The 16,115-nt window shown below is 60.2% G+C and carries 14 protein-coding genes and 3 pseudogenes; all 17 read right to left on the bottom strand.

Annotated features, from left to right (window positions below; genetic code table 11):
• Nucleotides 1-10 precede the first annotated feature (10 nt).
• Complete coding sequence (locus AC0L3I_RS22900; protein ID WP_473528307.1) at nt 11-448, bottom strand: CBS domain-containing protein; 438 nt, start codon at nt 446-448, stop codon at nt 11-13.
• A gap of 76 nt (nt 449-524) precedes the next feature.
• Nucleotides 525-956: a cupin domain-containing protein gene (locus AC0L3I_RS22895; protein WP_473485741.1), complete on the bottom strand. Its 432-nt coding sequence runs from the start codon at nt 954-956 to the stop codon at nt 525-527.
• 99 nt (nt 957-1,055) lie between these two features.
• On the bottom strand, nt 1,056-1,886 hold the full coding sequence (locus AC0L3I_RS22890; RefSeq protein ID WP_456008405.1) for an alpha/beta fold hydrolase: 831 nt from the start codon (nt 1,884-1,886) through the stop codon (nt 1,056-1,058).
• Nucleotides 1,887-2,085: 199 nt separating this feature from the next.
• Nucleotides 2,086-2,856 (bottom strand): SDR family oxidoreductase, encoded by a 771-nt coding sequence (locus AC0L3I_RS22885; RefSeq protein WP_473485743.1) that lies wholly within the window; start codon nt 2,854-2,856, stop codon nt 2,086-2,088.
• Between the two features lie 336 nt (nt 2,857-3,192).
• Nucleotides 3,193-3,288: pseudogene (locus AC0L3I_RS22880) on the bottom strand (NmrA family transcriptional regulator); the annotation flags it as partial.
• A 61-nt stretch (nt 3,289-3,349) separates the two neighbouring features.
• Complete coding sequence (locus AC0L3I_RS22875; protein ID WP_473485744.1) at nt 3,350-4,135, bottom strand: alpha/beta fold hydrolase; 786 nt, start codon at nt 4,133-4,135, stop codon at nt 3,350-3,352.
• Nucleotides 4,136-4,236: 101 nt separating this feature from the next.
• Complete coding sequence (locus AC0L3I_RS22870) at nt 4,237-4,620, bottom strand: pirin-like C-terminal cupin domain-containing protein (protein WP_473485823.1); 384 nt, start codon at nt 4,618-4,620, stop codon at nt 4,237-4,239.
• A 177-nt stretch (nt 4,621-4,797) separates the two neighbouring features.
• Nucleotides 4,798-4,901 (bottom strand): annotated as a pseudogene (locus AC0L3I_RS22865) (pirin family protein); the annotation flags it as partial.
• A complete protein-coding gene (locus AC0L3I_RS22860) occupies nt 4,865-5,038 on the bottom strand; it encodes a hypothetical protein (RefSeq protein ID WP_473485745.1) in 174 nt (57 codons plus the stop codon). The pseudogene AC0L3I_RS22865 and the gene AC0L3I_RS22860, both read right to left, overlap by 37 nt.
• A 2-nt stretch (nt 5,039-5,040) precedes the next feature.
• Nucleotides 5,041-6,582 (bottom strand): mechanosensitive ion channel family protein, encoded by a 1,542-nt coding sequence (locus AC0L3I_RS22855; RefSeq protein WP_473528306.1) that lies wholly within the window; start codon nt 6,580-6,582, stop codon nt 5,041-5,043.
• A 78-nt stretch (nt 6,583-6,660) separates the two neighbouring features.
• Nucleotides 6,661-7,919: pseudogene (locus tag AC0L3I_RS22850) on the bottom strand (cytochrome b).
• A 514-nt stretch (nt 7,920-8,433) separates the two neighbouring features.
• Nucleotides 8,434-8,643, bottom strand: coding sequence for a (2Fe-2S)-binding protein (locus tag AC0L3I_RS22845; RefSeq protein ID WP_473485748.1), 210 nt, complete (start codon nt 8,641-8,643; stop codon nt 8,434-8,436).
• A gap of 52 nt (nt 8,644-8,695) precedes the next feature.
• Nucleotides 8,696-9,655: an MBL fold metallo-hydrolase gene (locus tag AC0L3I_RS22840; RefSeq protein WP_473528305.1), complete on the bottom strand. Its 960-nt coding sequence runs from the start codon at nt 9,653-9,655 to the stop codon at nt 8,696-8,698.
• Between the two features lie 990 nt (nt 9,656-10,645).
• Nucleotides 10,646-11,716 carry an adenylate/guanylate cyclase domain-containing protein gene (locus tag AC0L3I_RS22835; RefSeq protein WP_473485750.1) on the bottom strand — a complete coding sequence of 357 codons (1,071 nt, stop codon included), beginning with the start codon at nt 11,714-11,716 and terminating at the stop codon, nt 10,646-10,648.
• A 3-nt stretch (nt 11,717-11,719) separates the two neighbouring features.
• Complete coding sequence (locus AC0L3I_RS22830; protein WP_473485751.1) at nt 11,720-12,211, bottom strand: Rab family GTPase; 492 nt, start codon at nt 12,209-12,211, stop codon at nt 11,720-11,722.
• Nucleotides 12,212-12,226: 15 nt separating this feature from the next.
• Nucleotides 12,227-15,292, bottom strand: coding sequence for an OmpA family protein (locus AC0L3I_RS22825; RefSeq protein ID WP_473528304.1), 3,066 nt, complete (start codon nt 15,290-15,292; stop codon nt 12,227-12,229).
• A gap of 7 nt (nt 15,293-15,299) precedes the next feature.
• Nucleotides 15,300-15,965 (bottom strand): hypothetical protein, encoded by a 666-nt coding sequence (locus AC0L3I_RS22820; protein WP_473528303.1) that lies wholly within the window; start codon nt 15,963-15,965, stop codon nt 15,300-15,302.
• Nucleotides 15,966-16,115: the final 150 nt, after the last annotated feature.

Genomic DNA, 16,115 nt, shown 5'->3' with positions numbered 1-16,115 from the left:
CGGCGGCCGGCTAGCGATAGCCAACGCCGGTGATGTAGTTGGACAGGATCCGCTCCTGGAGCTCTTCTTCCGCGAACAGCGCCTTCATCGCGTCGCGGATATCCAGGATGCCAAGAGGCTTGGCGCCGTCATTGACGACTGGAACATTCTGCAGGCTCCGGGCGGCCATGGTCTGCCAAACGTCACGAACATCATCCTTCGGACCGCATGTGATGACGGACTTGCTCATCAACGCCGATGCCGGCGGAGACGCGTGGTTCGGGCTGCTGAGATGGCGGATGAGATCGGATTTGCTTATGACGCCTTCCAGGCTTCCGGTCGCGTTGCACACCAGGACCAGCCCGACGCCTGGTCTGGAAAGCGGCAAGGCCGCGTCCTGGACAGTTGCATCGCGACTGACAACTGCCAGGCGGGAGGACGTCAATGCGTGCAGCCTCTCAACGAACATCGTTCATATCTCCTGAGCTTCCCCGATCGGCGCCGGTGTGCTTCGAAAAAAGCCGGCGCCGAAGCAAGCGCTCGTTTCATTCGTCGAGAGGGATCACCAGCTCCGTCTCGTTGGTATCGACGACGAACACGGCCAGCAGCCGGGCGGGTTCGGTCGCACTGGCGTTGGCACTGACGCTGTGGCGGTCGCCGGGAAACTCGGACCAGCTTTCGCCTGCACGATAGGTGACTTCAGGGCCATCATTGACTTGGCTCTTGATCGCCCCTTCGAGGACCGTCGCGTAGATAAAGGCGGACTTGGGATGGAGATGCGCTGGCGAAGTGTCGCCTGGTTCATATTCAACGAGCACGCCTCTCATGCTCTTGCCGGGCACGTTCGGAAGCGGCTGGTCGTAGACGAGCTTCACGTTCTTGCCGATCTCCGCGGCCTTGTCGGTGGCCGAATCTTCGGCCAGCGCTCCTGTCGCGATGAGGGCGAGAGCTGCGCTGCAAAGAATGGTCCTGATCATTGTCTTGGCTCCAGTTACGGTTGGGGATGGTTGGGTGGTCGCCGGCCGGAGGCGAGGACGGCCGGCGACAAGGCTCTCGCCTGAGGGCACGGCGTGAGCCTAGGACCTGATGAAGGTGAGCAAGTCGGCGTTCACCACATCGGCATGCGTGGTACACATCCCGTGCGGAAAGCCCTCATAGATCTTGAGCGTGCCGTTCTTCAGAAGCTTTGCCGATAACGGCGCGGAATCGGCAATGGGCACGATCTGATCGTCCGTGCCGTGCATGACGAGTGTCGGCACGTGGATGATCTTGAGGTCGTCGGTGAAATCGGTTTCCGAAAAGGCCTTGATGCCGTCGTAGTGCGCCTTGGCGCTGCCCATCATGCCCTGCCGCCACCAGTTCTGGATGATGCCCGGGATCGCTTTCGCGCCCGGCCGATTGAAGCTGTAGAAGGGGCCCGACGGGAAATCGATGTAGAACTGCGCGCGGTTGTCGGCGAGCGACTTGCGCAGCCCGTCGAACACTTCGATCGGAAGGCCGCCAGGATTGGCCGGCGTCTTCACCATGATTGGCGGCACCGCGCCGATGAGGACGAGCTTCGCGGTGCGCCCGTTGCCGTGGCGGGCGACATAATGAGCGGCTTCGCCGCCGCCGGTCGAGTGGCCGATGTGGATTGCGTCCCTCAGGCCGAGATGCTCGACCACCGCCGCCGCGTCGGCAGCATAGTGATCCATATCGTGACCGTCGCTCACCTGCGCGGAACGGCCGTGCCCGCGCCGGTCATGGGCTATGGTGCGATATCCATGCCCGACGAAGAAAAGCATCTGCGTGTCCCAGTCGTCGGCGCTGAGCGGCCAGCCGTGGTGGAAGACGATCGGTTGAGCATCCTTCGGACCCCAGTCCTTGTAGTAGATCTCGGTGCCATCCTTGGTGGTGATAGTGCTCATATCTTTCGATCCTTCCTGAGGAATGGGTGAGTGCGACTCCTGGCCGGCTGTCCCTTGCCCGAGCGCGTATTTGGGCAGGCCGGTTGCAATGCCGGCGGCCGCTGCGCCGAGGAGGAGGGCTCGGCGACTTGCCTGAGGCGCAATGGGCAGCTTGTGGTCCATCGTCGTTTCCCTTGCGGGTTGTCTTCAGATGCCGCCGTTACGCCGCAACACCGCTTCGCCGAGACGGGGCGTGGTCGAACCAGTCTTCGAACGGCGTCGAACCGATGCGGGCGCCCGCGCCCGGGACAAGCGAGCGGTCGTCTAGCTCGGTCCCGAAATAGAGCGCATGAGGATCACCGATCACCTTCCTGGGATCGTTGGCGAGCTGCAGAAAACGCAAGACCAGTTCGTTCATGCGGAAGGGCTCGGGGCCGCCGATCTCCATCACGCCGTTAATCGGCTGGGAGAGCGCCATGTCAGCCATCACCTCTGCAACATCGTCTGCGGCGATGGGCTGGAAGTAGGCCGACGATACCGAGACCGTGTCGCCGACGGTTGCCGACTGCACAATGCCGCCAAGGAACTCGAAGAACTGGGTCGAGTGAACGATCGTGTAGGGAATTCCCGACTCCCTGATCAGCTTCTCCTGAGCCATCTTAGCGCGCAGGTAGCCGCTCCGGGGCAGGCGCTCCGCCCCGACTACCGAGAGCGCAATGTGATGCTTCACGCCGGCGGCCTTCTCCGCCGCGAGCAGGTTCTTTCCGGCTGTTTCGAAGAACTCGAGAACGGCCTTGTCCTCGAACGACGGCGAATTGGCGAGGTCGATGACAACCTCCGCCCCGGCAAGAGCCTTATCCAATCCTTCACCGGTGAAGGTGTTGACGCCGCCACTTGGCGACGCCGCCAACACGTCGTGGCCCTTCACGCTCAGCCTTGCGACGGTCTTGGAGCCGATAAGTCCGGTGCCACCGATGATTACGATTTTCATTTCATTCTCCTGTTCTGACTTCGAAAAGATCTACTTGGAACAACGCCGGCGGCTCTAACCGTGCCGGCCCTGAATTCCTCGATGAGAGCGACGCGCGTCCGCGACTCGCTCGACCGCCAGCGCAAGGGCTTGGCTCAAGCGACACTGTCTTCGCAGCCGTCCCTCGCTTGGCCCCAACTCAGGACCTCCGAGGCGCTGCCGTAGTAGCCGAAGCCAAAGCTGTCGGCCGTGCCATTGGTGGCGCAGGACGGAGGCGGTGTTCTCGAGGAATTCCCGAAGAGGTCTGCCAGCGTGGCCGGGATCATGAGGTGCCGCTGTTGTGAGGGCACGACGTTGCGGCGACGCCGCCACGACGTCGTGCCCCTGTTGACGCAACCTCTCGACGGTCGCTAACCGGATGTACCGAGTGCCGCCAATGACCACGATTTTCATGTCGATGTCTCCTGGAGGCTTGCACTTGTCGAATGCAGCCGGCGCGAGGCGGCCGGTTTCGTCACTGCGCCGATGCGGCTTCCTCTATGAGCAAGGCGATCGCTTCTGGACGCGAGACCATCAGCGCGTGCGACCCGCCCTCGACGACGATGGTCTTCACCGAATGCGCGCGCTCGGCCATGAACTTCATGACCGCCGGCGGGATATTCCGATCCGCCGAGCCGTAGATCGCGTAGGATGGAATTGTCTTCCAAGAAGGCGCGCCGGAGGGTTCTGCCAGGGCGGCGTCAGCCACCGGGCGTTGTGTCGCCGCCATCAGGCTGGCCTGCGCTGCCGGCACATCGGCCGCGAACTGCACGTGAAACTTTTCCGGCTGGATGTAGAGGTCCTGTCCTCCATCCGGCCGCGCCACCGGCAGGAGCGCCTCGCCAAGCGTGCTGCCTGGGAACTTCCCCGAAAGCGTGAGACTGGACTCGCCTTTGTCCGGGGCGAATCCGGCCACATAGACCAGCGCTTTCACATTGTTCTTCCCGTTGGCTGCCTCGGTGATGACCGGCCCGCCGTAAGAATGGCCTACCAGGACGACCGGTCCGCCGATGGATCCGATGACGGCCGATACGGCGGCCGCATCGCTTGCAACGCCGCGAAGTGGGTTGGCCGCCGCGATGGTCCGGAAACCGTCCCTGTTGAGCTCGGCGATGACGCCGTTCCAGCTCGACGATTCAGCAAAGGCCCCGTGCACCAGCACGATCGTCGGTTTTGCCTGATAGTCCGCGGCCTGCGTCGTTGCGCTGTCCGACACGCAACATGCGTAAACAAGGGCCAGAGCTCTGATGATCTTGTGCACGTGTCTTCTCCTGTGCGGCGGGTCGTCCGATACCGAGAAGAATGCGCCCACTTGGCGCGCGAAAATATTCGACGGACGGCTCGGTCAGGCGATCCGAAAGTCTAGGACGATGCACCCGGGGGAGTGGCAGCTGTAGCCGGTGGTCGGCGCACGGGTAGGTTCCCGGCATCGATCGAACGCATCGCCGGGGTAAGGCCTCCCAACAGCATCAGTCGTGTTGAATGAAAGGCCGGCGCCTTGAGCACGATTTCGGCGCCGGGTTCCAGCAATATCAATTCGGCTTCACGGAACGAGCCCGGCCGGCCGACGATCTCGACCTCGCCGGGGACGACACAGACCGCCCGCTCATGATGTTCGCGCTTGACCTGGTATCGCGCGCCGCTAGTCAGCACGATTTCGGCGAACACCATGTCGGAGAAGGTTCTTACCGGCGAGACCAAACCGTCCGAGGCTCCGGCGATCAAGGTGAATTCGACGCCTGGCACACGTCCTCGGTATCTCCGGCTCACTATAATGGGCAAAATCGGCGGCGGCTTCCTCATGCCTGCAAGGAAGGGCAACCCAGGCCTGAATGCCGAAAAATTGCTTCCGGACGCTCGAGCCTCCGGCGGCGTCCGCTCGGAATGGACGATCCCCGAACCGGCCGTCACCCAGCTGACCTCGCCAGGTCGGAGGGTTTGTACCTTGCCGAGACTGTCCGGTGGACGATCTCCCCATCGATCAGGTAGGTCACGGCCGCCAAGCCGATATGAGGATGCGGTCCCATGTCGAAGCCCGGCCGGTATCGAACACGGCTGGCCCCATCTGGTTGGAGGGCAATACGCGCCGTACCTTGAAACCGCTCACCGGTTCACTGGACACCGGCAAAACGATATCTGTGGCGCCGGATTGTCGGATGCTCATGGCTACCTCCCTTCATGTGCGACCGGTCTGCCGGCGCTTAAACCGCGCCGGAACGGTACTGGGTGAAAGATCGTCTGCATGGCTTTGAGCAGCGCGAATTTCGAATCCGTGTGCTCTTGTCCGGCGCCGTTGCTACCGCCGAGAGACACCCTGGCTGAGAGGACGGCCGCAAGGTCTTCGGCCATTTCGGGCCGGTCGAGCAGCAGGGGCGCGAAGCTTTGCTGGTCAATCTCGTAGGCCACGACGTGGTTCATTGCGCGCAAGGTCGAGGTCTCGCCGATGCCCGCGAGCAGACCCGTCTCTCCGAAAAAGTCGCCGGGAGCGAGGTGGCCGATCTCCTGCGCATGGGCGTCACCTTCGCCGTGCTCTCGGACAATGATGCCCGTCCGAACAATCATGAGGGACGGCAGCATCTCTCCCTGTCGTGCTATGATGTCGCCTTTGCGATAGGTGCGCACCGCAACCGTTGCCGCGAGGGCTTCTTTTTCGTTGTCCGTCAACGCCGAGAATACTGGTATGGCATTAATAAGCTTGATCGGCGTGACTTCTGGGAGATTTCCCGTCTCTTCGCTCGGCAAGTCATTCATGAGAATCGCAGAGGAGGGTGGCGTCGCCAGCCGCAAACCCGCGGACTTGGAATGACGGTAGACGAGATCGAAGATTTCGTTCTTCGCCGGAATTCGCTGGCCAACATTTGCGACGCGAAAAAACAGATCGACCTCAATCGCCGTCGCATCCAGAGCTTTGATAGCGACCACCGGTGGGGGCTCCCTCAGTATTGTGTTGCTGCTTTGTAAGGCCGCGTTCATGACGTCCGCGACGATCGCCGGCATCTTGTTCGGCGCCAATCTTATCGTGACGGACAGCCCATGGCTCTCCTCAGGGCTGCTGACATTGGTCAGCCCGAGCTTCGCGAGGAAGCTGTTCGGCAGCGCCACCACGTTGTGGGCCAAAGTGAGTAGGTGGGTCGATCGCCAGTTGGTCTCGACAACGCGCCCTTCGGTTCCGTCGCTGAGAACGATCCAGTCCCCAAGCACATAAGGTCGGCCGAGGTTGAGCGCGATGCCCGAAAAGACGTCGCTCAGCGTATTCTGGAGCGCCAGTCCGAGTACGATGGCAAAGACGCCCGAGGTGGCGATCAGCGTTCCGATCGGCGCACCGAAGACAAAGGCCAGGATCGACAGCAGCATCCCAACGTAGACGCCGCCGACGACGAGGTCCTGCAGAAGGCGCGCCTCACGCGGCTTTCGCTCGAACACGAGATAGATGCGGACAAACCCGATCAGCGCCCAGGCGAGGTGAACCCACCACAGCAACTTGGCGGTCCCGATGAGGATTGCTCCCGCGGTTGTCTCTTTGCCCCATGCCGGCTCGTAGGGGACCACAGCTCCGTCAAGAAGCAGGACCGACATAGCGAGGAAGAATGCGATCTGGACAATCAGCCTGGTTGTGGAGAGCCGCCGCGGAATGACGTGCCACACGACTATGCCGGCAAGACCGACCAGCACCATGTAGAGAGGGGGAGCAGCATTCCACCAGCTCATGACCGGACCCGGATCCTCAAAAATCCTCACACAATCCTCGCCTCGGGGCACGGCGACCGGGCAGGTGATCGTTCGATGTTATTCCTTGCCTTTCGTCAGGACCGCTTCGGTTACCGAGTTCGGCAGCCAGCGCGGCGTTTCGATCACGCCCAGCAGCGGCATGACGACGAGAAAGAACGCGAAGTAGTAGAGGGTCGATACCTGCATGGCGGGGATGTACCAGCCTTCCGCTGGCTTGGACCCCAGCCAGCCAAGGAAGAGGGCGTTGATGACAAGACAAAGAGCCAGAAAAAACGCCTGTACCAGGGCCGGTAGACGGCCGAGCGCACCTTCGACGTGTCGAGCCAGGGCACGAAGAACAACACGGCGATGGCGCCGAACATGGCGAGCACGCCGCCGAGCTTCGAGTCGATCGGCCCGATGTTGAAGGTGACGACGCGCAGGATCGCGTAGAAGGGCAGGAAGTACCACTCGGGCACGATATGCGCCGGCGTCTTCAGCGGGTCGGCGGCGGTGTAGTTGTCTGGATGCCCGAGATAGTTCGGCACGTAGAAGACGAAGTACGCAAAGGCGAGCAGGAACACCACGGCCCCGAGCACGTCTTTCATTGTGGTATGGGGTGTGAAGTCCACGACGTCGGTTTCCGACTTCACGTCGATGCCTGCCGGATTGGTCTGGCCGACGACGTGAAGCGCCCAGATGTGCAGGATGACGACGCCCGTCAGCATGAACGGTAGCAGGTAATGCAGCGCAAAGAAGCGGTTTAGAGTCGGATTGTCCACCGCAAAGCCGCCGAGCAGCAATTGCTGCACCCAGTCGCCGACCAGCGGGATAGCGCTGAAGAAGCCGGTGATGACGGTCGCGCCCCAGAACGACATTTGTCCCCAGGGCAGCACGTAACCCATGAACGCCGTCGCCATCATCAACAGAAGGTTGGTGCAGCCGAGAACCCACAGCAGTTCGCGGGGAGCCTTGCAGGAGCCGTAATAGAGGCCGCGGGAGATGTGGACGTAGACCGCGATGAAGAAGAACGACGCGCCGTTTGAATGCAGGTAGCGCAAGAGCCAGCCGGAATTCACGTCGCGCATGATCTTGTCGACGGAGTTGAAGGCCAGCGTCGTGTCGGCCGCGTAGTGCATGGCAAGCACCACGCCGGTAACGATCTGCGCTGCCAGCATCATCGAGAGGATGCCGCCGAACGAATAGGCGTAGTTCAGGTTGCGCGGGACCGGATAGATGATGAACTGACCATGCACCAGGCGCGGCACCGGCAGGCGGGCGTCGAACCAGCGTCCGATCCTGGTCTTGGGAATATAGGTGGAATGTCCACCGCTCATCGTGGTGTCTCTGGTTTTGAAATTGCCGGTATCGATATCGGCCGGCGCTCCTTGGCCAGCCGCTCAAGCATGCCAGCCTTTCCAGTGTTCGAACTATCATGCCGAGGACGCGTGCGTCCGATACGTTGGTCTATGGGTTCCTGACTGAAAGGCTGCGCCACACGGCAGAGGCGCAACCGTGCCGTCGCGCCTTCACGATTGGCAAAGCGCGCATGCGCGTGGGGGCGGACCGGTCGGCCTCCGGCTCCAGCGCGGCGCGGCCGCTCGTCGTGAACAACTGCGCCTCTTCCCATGAACATTGAACGTGCATCATTGGCCGCGACCAATCGCCCGAGGCCAAACGAGTGCCGTGTGGGCGTGGTGCCTTTCAGCGCCCGAGATTAGCGGGTTGTCGACGCCATTTCCGGCACTCGGCGGCATCGCCGCCGGCCTCCGACATCGACAAGTTGGTCGATGAAGCCATGAAGCACGGCAAGCGGTCGGTATTTCCAGGAAGCCCGCGGCCGAGTCAGGATTACGAAGACTGCGCGCGGCCGTCGCACGATGCCGGACGGGCGCTGGCGAGCGCCTCGTCAATGATGCGGCGGATAGTACGCGCGCAACGGCCGCACTGGGCGCTACAGCCGAGACAGCCATAGACCTGGCTGATCGAGCGCGTCCGCTCCACCTTGATGGCGGAGCGGACATCCTGATCGCTCAACACATTGCACGAACACACGATCATGGCGCGATGAGTCTCGACGGCGACCTGGTACGGCTCTGACCCGACAAGCGGGTCAGTAGTCCCAGACAACCGGCACGCAACGAAAGACATCGCCGTCGACCGCCACATGGCAGATAGACGGGAATGGCAGGTGAGTGGCCACCAGCGGCTCGCGGGTTGCCGCAAGCTCCCGCAGAAGATTGATGCGGACGCGGGCCGCCTCCTCAGGGTCGTGTTCGAAGCCGTTGTGCCAGTCGGGTTGGTCGAACCCGACCTGGAACACGGCGTCGCCGGCGAAGGTCAGCCGGTCGCCGCCGGACGCCAGGCGGACCACGCTGTGCCCGGGGGTGTGGCCGCCAGTGAGCGTGACGACCACCCCCGGCGCCACCTCGTGCTCCGTCTCAAACGGCCGCAACTGGCTGCGGTACTCGTTCACGAACCGCTTGGCCGCCCGCCGAAGCGCATCCGGGAACCCTGTTGGCATGGAGGCGCGGGAGAAATCGGGCGACTCCCAGAACTTGAGCTCGGCGGCCGCCACGTGAATCCGCAGATCCGGACGCAGCCGGTCCTTCACCCCGTCGATGAGCAGCCCGCCGATATGGTCCATGTGCATATGGGTCAGCACCACGTCGGTGACGGATGCGAGATCGATGCCGGCGGCCTCCAGTCGCGAGACCAACCGCCCGGCCCTCGGCAAGTGCAAGTCCGGGTCCATCCCCAGCCCGGCGTCCACGAGTATGGTCTGGCCGCCGCTGCGTACGACGACCACGTTCAGCGGCCACTCGAGCACGTCCGGCGGCAGGAACATGTCGTCCAGCCAGGCCGCCCGGACGGCCGGGTCGACGTTGTATGCCATAACCGGGGCTGGTATCGGCAGCACTCCATCGCTGACCACCAGCACGTCGATGTCGCCGACCCGCAGCGCGTAGCGCGACGGAACCAATTCGGGCGCCGGTCTACCGTTGCTGTGCTTGGCGTTCAGGCTGTCGGCGCAGTGCTGGATCGAGGGGTGTGAAATGTTGTCCAGGGTCATGTTTGTCTCCTGCTGACCACGGCCGTATCGGCCACCTCCGCCGCTGGCGCCCGTGGATTTGGCATGAGCCTCCATGGACCGCCACCTGGCGTCTACGGTGGAAGTTGCGCCGCCTCGGCCTGCGCCACCATCGGACGGAAGCACCGGTCAGGCGATGCGAAAGTCTATGGCAGACCCGTTGCGAGCATGGGTGATATCCCGCGAAAGTCGGAAGACGCCGCTTTGAGCAGCGAGCAACGGCTGTGCCTCTCGCCTGTTGGCAGTACACGCAGCGCGTAGGATCAGGATCAATCCTATACCGCGGTCTCAGTCGCCCACAGCCTTGATGCAGTCGACTGCACGCGCGCCCTCAACATCGCGTTCTCCCCATGTCTCTGGTCTGCACGCTGGTCGACCGAGCAAATGAGGAACACGGGCATGTCGTGCACCGACAGACAGTCCAGCACGACTCGTGATGGCGCAACGCAATGGACGCCTTCCCACCGCCGGCGGGCAGGGTACCTGCATGTCCGATTGCGGCGGCGAAGCACGCGCAAGTGGCAAGCTCCGATCGACTGAGCGACACAATCCACGACCAGATCGACTGGAAAGGAGAAGCATCCCATGAGACGGACAGCTATGCTTGTTGCAATGAGCATTCTCGCCAGTCATGCAGCAGCAATCGAGAGGCACAACGTATCGCAAATGTCGCGCGAGGCGGTCGGTAGAGTCCGTCAATCGAAGCACCGATCCATCCTTCGATACCACTCAGCGCGCAGACAAATTGATGCTTTACGACATATACGTGCGTGATCATCGGACTTGCAAATCCGGCGAGGCGGCCGTGCCGACGCGCGTTCCGGCTAAGGACGGTCTATACAGAGTCCTCCGGTGACCCAGGACAGACCTTTGGCGGTCGCTCGGTGGTCGACTGCACCTCTGCGGACAATCGAAACCATGATGTTGCTTGAGATGCGATGCGCTCCAGGATCGGCACTGCCAACCGGCAAATCAGGCCGGGAGCCGCCACATTCGCACACGACCTGTACCACGCAATTCCGTTTCCGCGAGTGGATCGCAAGCAAAATTTGGTCCAAGCAGTTTGCGAGTTGCATCCGAAATACGGATTTCATCGGGCTCCGCTGACGTTTGGATACGTGCGGCGAGATTAACGGTCTCGCCCCACAGGTCATAGGCAAACCGCCTTTTGCCTATGACGCCCGCGACGATTGGTCCTGAGTGAATTCCAATTCTGAGTCTTATCGGTTCTCCTGCGAAGCGTTCGCGCTTAACCGCCTTCCGCAGTTCAAGTGCATAGTGCGCAAGGGCTTCTGCATGATCGGATCGCGCGGCGGGCAGGCCAGCGACCACCATCACACAATCGCCGATTGTCTTGATCTTTTCGCAGCCGTATCGTTCCGAGAGCAGATCCGCCGCCTTGAAGAAGTAATTTAAAATAGCGAGCGTTGTCTCGGCTCCGACGCTCCGCGCTCTTTCCGTAAAGCCGACGATGTCGGCAAAAAGCACACTCACCTCAGCGTGGTTGTCTGCAATTTGTTCGTCCGCTTTTAACCGCTCCGCGATCGACGCCGGAAGAATGTTGAGGAGTAGGCTTTCGGCGCGCTGGTATTCACGCGACAATCCCTCTTGGCTCTGCCTCAACGCCTCGTTCGTCAATTGTAATTTTTCGTTGAGTTGACGCTCCCTCTCTTGCAGGAGTGTCATTTCATAAGCCTTCTGTTGAAGCCGCTGCCTATTGTCGCGTTCGGCAGTGGCGTCAAGAAAGAGCAGCCATACGCTGGCATTGTCAGCAAAAAGATGAAGGTCCGCGACACGCCCGTTGGGCAGTTCGACCATGGCCATATGATATGGAAGCTCCGGGCAAGGCAGCAAACCTTCCATGAATTCAAGCTGCTCGGCTACGGGCTTGCCAATGCAAAGCGATGATAGGCCGTAATGTTTAACACTACCGCCCTTCTCAGCGATGCAAAGCTGGGCGTCAATTTTCAGATATGCGACAGAGTGCTCGTTGTAGAAGAAATCGTAAATCCAGCTTCTGACTTCTCTTGGCAACTCATGCATGGTCTATTTGGCAACCATCGAAGCAAGCTGACGAAACGCGTCATCAACATATTCACCCGAAAGCGCGCTTGTTAGATAGATTTGCCATCCAAGTTGCCTCAGTTCGTTAATCTCCCTATCCGATATTGCCCACCGATCGGCCAGATCGGATTTGTTGAACAGCAATACAAACGGCATAGCGCCGAATTCGGCCTCGGCCCTCTCGCGCAGCGTGAGCGCCACGGCAAGAGTAGCGGCGCGGGTTCCATCGACGACAAGCACGAGCCCGCTCGCACCTCGCACATAGCTGACGCGGAATGAGCCGATATCGTCTTCGCCGGCCAAATCCCACAAAATGAGATCCACGGTTTTGTCCGGGAATGCGACACTCTTCTTGTCGATTTTCACTCCCACCGTGGTCAAGTAGGTTTCTGAAAAGATGCTTTGCACAAACCTGCGAACCAGACTCGTCTTTCCGACAGCGAACCCGCCCAACATGCAGATCTTCTTTTGCAATATCCTGGGCTCCGCCTAGTGGAAGTTTACCGTAACCGAAACTCTGCGATTGGCGGAGCTCCCGGTTCGGCTATTTTCAGTCTCCGCTGGCTCAAAGGTGCCCGCGCCGCGAACCAAGAGCAATTCCGGATCGACGCCGCGCTTCTTGAGAAGCGCACGAACTGTCTCCGCGCGGGCGGCGCTGATCGACACGTTGGCCGTTTCACGGCCCGTCGCGTCCGAATGGCCGGTCAACATGAACTGTGCTGTTACGCCTGCCTTGCGGGCGTCCTTGGCCAATTCCTTCAACTGATTTGCCAATTTGTCGAGAACCGGCAGTTGTTCTGGTCCAGGTATAGCCTTGCCAGAATCGAAGAAAATGTCGACCGCTTGAATAGCCTCCCTCAAATGAGTGAGTTCCTGAGGGGTCAACTCACGCAGCTCGGAGATTTCTAGAGAGAGTCCGTCCGCGGACAGCTGTTGAGAGGCGACCCGCGCCCGGTTTATCCAGGCGGCAGGAGCTTCACCCACGACAACGATGCGATCCTCGATGATCATAAACCGAACCGATTTCGGCGGAGTCAGCGACGCCACCAGCCGCTTCAGCACGAACTTCGGATCAAGGCTCTGATAGAATTGCCACTGCGAATGAACGCGAGCAGGATCAACCCCTGTTCCGGACAGCAGAGCCTGCGGGTCGGCGGCAAGCGGGTCTCTCAGGCCGGCAATATAGAAATGTCCGCCCCTCGCCGTTTGTTGGGCGACGATGATTCCCGGTTGGGCCTCAAGTCGCGACACATAAGTCTGCCAGTGCTCCGCCGCGCGTGCTTCGGGGCTCACATCACGAACCTTGGAGATGTCGAATACCGGTCCGCCTGCCGAAAGCTGTCGGGCCGCCGCGCGTGCCCGATCTATCCAGGTGTCGGGAGCCTCACCCTCGGCAACGATGCGATCCTCGACGATCGAAAGCCGAACCGATTTCGGCGGGGTCAGCGACGCCGTTAGCCGCTTCAGCACGAACTTCGGATCAAGGCTCTGATAGAATTGCCACTGCGAATGAACGCGGGCAGGATCAATCTCCGTTCCGGACAACAGCGACTGCGGGTCGGCGGCAAGCGGGTCTCTCAGGCCGGCAATATAGAATTGGCCATCGCGCACCTTTTGTTCGGCAACGATGATGCCCGGCTGGGTCTCCAGTCGCGACACATAGGCCTGCCAGCGCTCCGCCTCGCGTGCTTCGGGGCTCACATCACGGACCCTGGAGATGTCGAATACCGGTCCGCCTGCCGAAAGTTGTCGGGCCGCTGCGCGTGCCCGATCTATCCAGGTGTCGGGAGCCTCACCCTCGGCAACGATGCGATCCTCGACGATCAAAAGCCGAACCGATTTCGGCGGAACCAGCGACGCCGTTAGCCGCTTCAACACGAACTCCGGCTCAAGGCTCTGATAGAATTGCCACTGCGAATGAACGCGAGCAGGATCAACCCCTGTTCCGGACAGCAGAGCCTGCGGGTCGGCGGCAAGCGGGTCTCTCAGGCCGGCAATATAGAAATGTCCGCCCCTCGCCGTTTGTTGGGCGACGATGATTCCCGGTTGGGCCTCAAGTCGCGACACATAAGTCTGCCAGTGCTCCGCCGCGCGTGCTTCGGGGCTCACATCACGAACCTTGGAGATGTCGAATACCGGTCCGCCTGCCGAAAGCTGTCGGGCCGCCGCGCGTGCCCGATCTATCCAGGTGTCGGGAGCCTCACCCTCGGCAACGATGCGATCCTCGACGATCGAAAGCCGAACCGATTTCGGCGGGGTCAGCGACGCCGTTAGCCGCTTCAGCACGAACTTCGGATCAAGGCTCTGATAGAATTGCCACTGCGAATGAACGCGGGCAGGATCAATCTCCGTTCCGGACAACAGCGACTGCGGGTCGGCGGCAAGCGGGTCTCTCAGGCCGGCAATATAGAATTGGCCATCGCCCATCTTTTGTTCGGCAACGATGATGCCCGGCTGGGTCCCCAGTCGCGACACATAGGCCTGCCAGCGCTGCCCGGATTGCCAGGAAAGAAAGAACCAACCGCCTGCCGGAATTAAAACCAGCAGGACTGCAGCCACCACCAGCCACGGAAATCCCTGGTTTGATTCCTCCTGCTTCAGTTCAACGCAGGTCTGCAACTGCGTCTCTACGCCGGCCAACTGCGAACTGTCGCCGTCAAACTGCTCTAAAGCCTGTGAGCATTCATCATGGATGCGAAGCAACACATCGCGAACTATTTCATGTAATTCCTCTGGCGGATTTCCCCGGATCACCGCAACCAAGGTCGCAAACGGTCCAACTTCCGACCAGAGACGAAGCTCCCCAAAACGGATAGTGTCCAGGCCGCTCTGTTCTTTCTCGTTAAATGAGTCTTTCACAAAATCTTGAATTGCACTAAGCATCGACGAAATGAGTTGAGGATCTTCACTCGTTGCATTATCGGCAGCTACATGCGCTATCAAAAGCCCGGAATTGCGGTTAATGAGAAAGACATGTTCTACACGATATACAAGAGAATGCTTAAGAACAACTTCTGAGAAGCTTGCACCCGTTCTCCAAGCTTCAAATCTCCACTTGAGCCCATGCCAGGTAAATATATGTCTTAAAGTTTCATTCAGCGACTGAAAGGTCTGATCGATCTTTTCCCCGATCGACTTGCGAATTGCCGGCAGAAACACCGGGTATAATATATCCGTAAGCGTACGCGGGCTCTTCTGGATGGACCGTTGCACGGCCCTCTCGACAGCTGGCGCAAGGGCCTCGCCGAGTTGCGCATGAGGCGCACGTGCGGCTGCACTGGGGAGAACACCCCCAACTGCAGCCGCAAGCTGCTCAGGTTCGTCGAGCAGGTGCGTAACGCGTGAAAGCTCCGAAATTTCGCGGCCGACCAGCAACTGGCGCAGCGTTTCCATGCGAGGATCGGCGGTTGGAACTCCGTGGAAACGCGCACGATAGTCCGGATCGACGTTCCGGGCAATTTCGACCAAAAGAGTAGCCAGAGCCTCGCGATCAATCTCTGTATCGTTCGAAGCTGCTCTTTGAGGAAGGCTGATTGGGTCGACGGTCGACGTCAAGTTCCGATCAACTCACTTTCCAACTACGTTCCGAGTTGCTCTTGCTGCCGGCGGGATCCTGATTTAGACATTTTGCAACCTCGACAAACAGGCCAGCCAAAAGATTTCGGTCGGTCTTTACGTTGCTGAGATCGGAAAACATTTTTTCCATTAGCATCTGCATGCTTTCATTCTTTTGCTTGATTTCCTCACGCAGCAATTGATCGCTTCGATTTATCCGGTCCGCGACTTCGCGCTCAAGCTCGCTCAATTGATCCGACAACGCGCGCACCTGCTTTTCAAGCGCCTGATTTTGCTCGCGAAGATTCCGGTCAATCTCCTTGTCGGCCTCGGCTCGTGCATCTTTTTCGTTCCGCAATTGCGCCGCGAGCGATTCGACCTGCTTCTTTGCATTTGACTCGTACATTTCAAGATTGCGCTTGGCTTCGGATTCGACATCCTTGAAGCGCTGCAAGAACCGTTCTTCAAGCTTGGAAAAACGGCGGTCATAGTCCTGCATCTGGTTGCCGAACAGCAGATCACGTATCTTGTCGACACCTACAGCGTCGCCGGAGACCCCGCCCTCGCGAGCCTGGACCCCCATCAAGGCCAGCCCGTTTCCCTCTGCATTACTTGTCAGATTTCCGTCCGCTTTACTTGCTGAAGAAGCGGTATTCGAAGATTCCTTAGCCATCCTTATGCCCCTTCATTTGAGCACCTGCCACAGTGCAAAACTCAAAAACACCCAAGCATGTCAGCAAAATACCCGGCTCGCAAGCCGGAATCTTCTTGACTTAAACCAAATCGTGCGTCCCTTTTACATCTCTTGGACTAGCAGCAAATG

Source organism: Mesorhizobium sp. WSM4840, assembly GCF_055811755.1.
The sequence above is the reverse complement of the archived record's forward strand: the minus strand, read 5'-3'. Positions and strand labels throughout refer to the sequence as shown.

Excerpts from the sequence above, each read along its gene's own strand:
- AC0L3I_RS22860 (WP_473485745.1), bottom strand. The coding sequence starts at position 5,038 with ATGAGCATCCGACAATCCGGCGCCACAGATATCGTTTTGCCGGTGTCC.
- AC0L3I_RS22840 (WP_473528305.1), bottom strand. The coding sequence starts at position 9,655 with ATGACCCTGGACAACATTTCACACCCCTCGATCCAGCACTGCGCCGAC.
- AC0L3I_RS22900 (WP_473528307.1), bottom strand. The coding sequence starts at position 448 with ATGTTCGTTGAGAGGCTGCACGCATTGACGTCCTCCCGCCTGGCAGTT.
- AC0L3I_RS22855 (WP_473528306.1), bottom strand. The coding sequence starts at position 6,582 with ATGAGCTGGTGGAATGCTGCTCCCCCTCTCTACATGGTGCTGGTCGGT.
- AC0L3I_RS22820 (WP_473528303.1), bottom strand. The coding sequence starts at position 15,965 with ATGGCTAAGGAATCTTCGAATACCGCTTCTTCAGCAAGTAAAGCGGAC.
- AC0L3I_RS22890 (WP_456008405.1), bottom strand. The coding sequence starts at position 1,886 with ATGAGCACTATCACCACCAAGGATGGCACCGAGATCTACTACAAGGAC.
- AC0L3I_RS22885 (WP_473485743.1), bottom strand. The coding sequence starts at position 2,856 with ATGAAAATCGTAATCATCGGTGGCACCGGACTTATCGGCTCCAAGACC.
- AC0L3I_RS22835 (WP_473485750.1), bottom strand. The coding sequence starts at position 11,716 with ATGCATGAGTTGCCAAGAGAAGTCAGAAGCTGGATTTACGATTTCTTC.
- AC0L3I_RS22895 (WP_473485741.1), bottom strand. The coding sequence starts at position 956 with ATGATCAGGACCATTCTTTGCAGCGCAGCTCTCGCCCTCATCGCGACA.
- AC0L3I_RS22845 (WP_473485748.1), bottom strand. The coding sequence starts at position 8,643 with ATGATCGTGTGTTCGTGCAATGTGTTGAGCGATCAGGATGTCCGCTCC.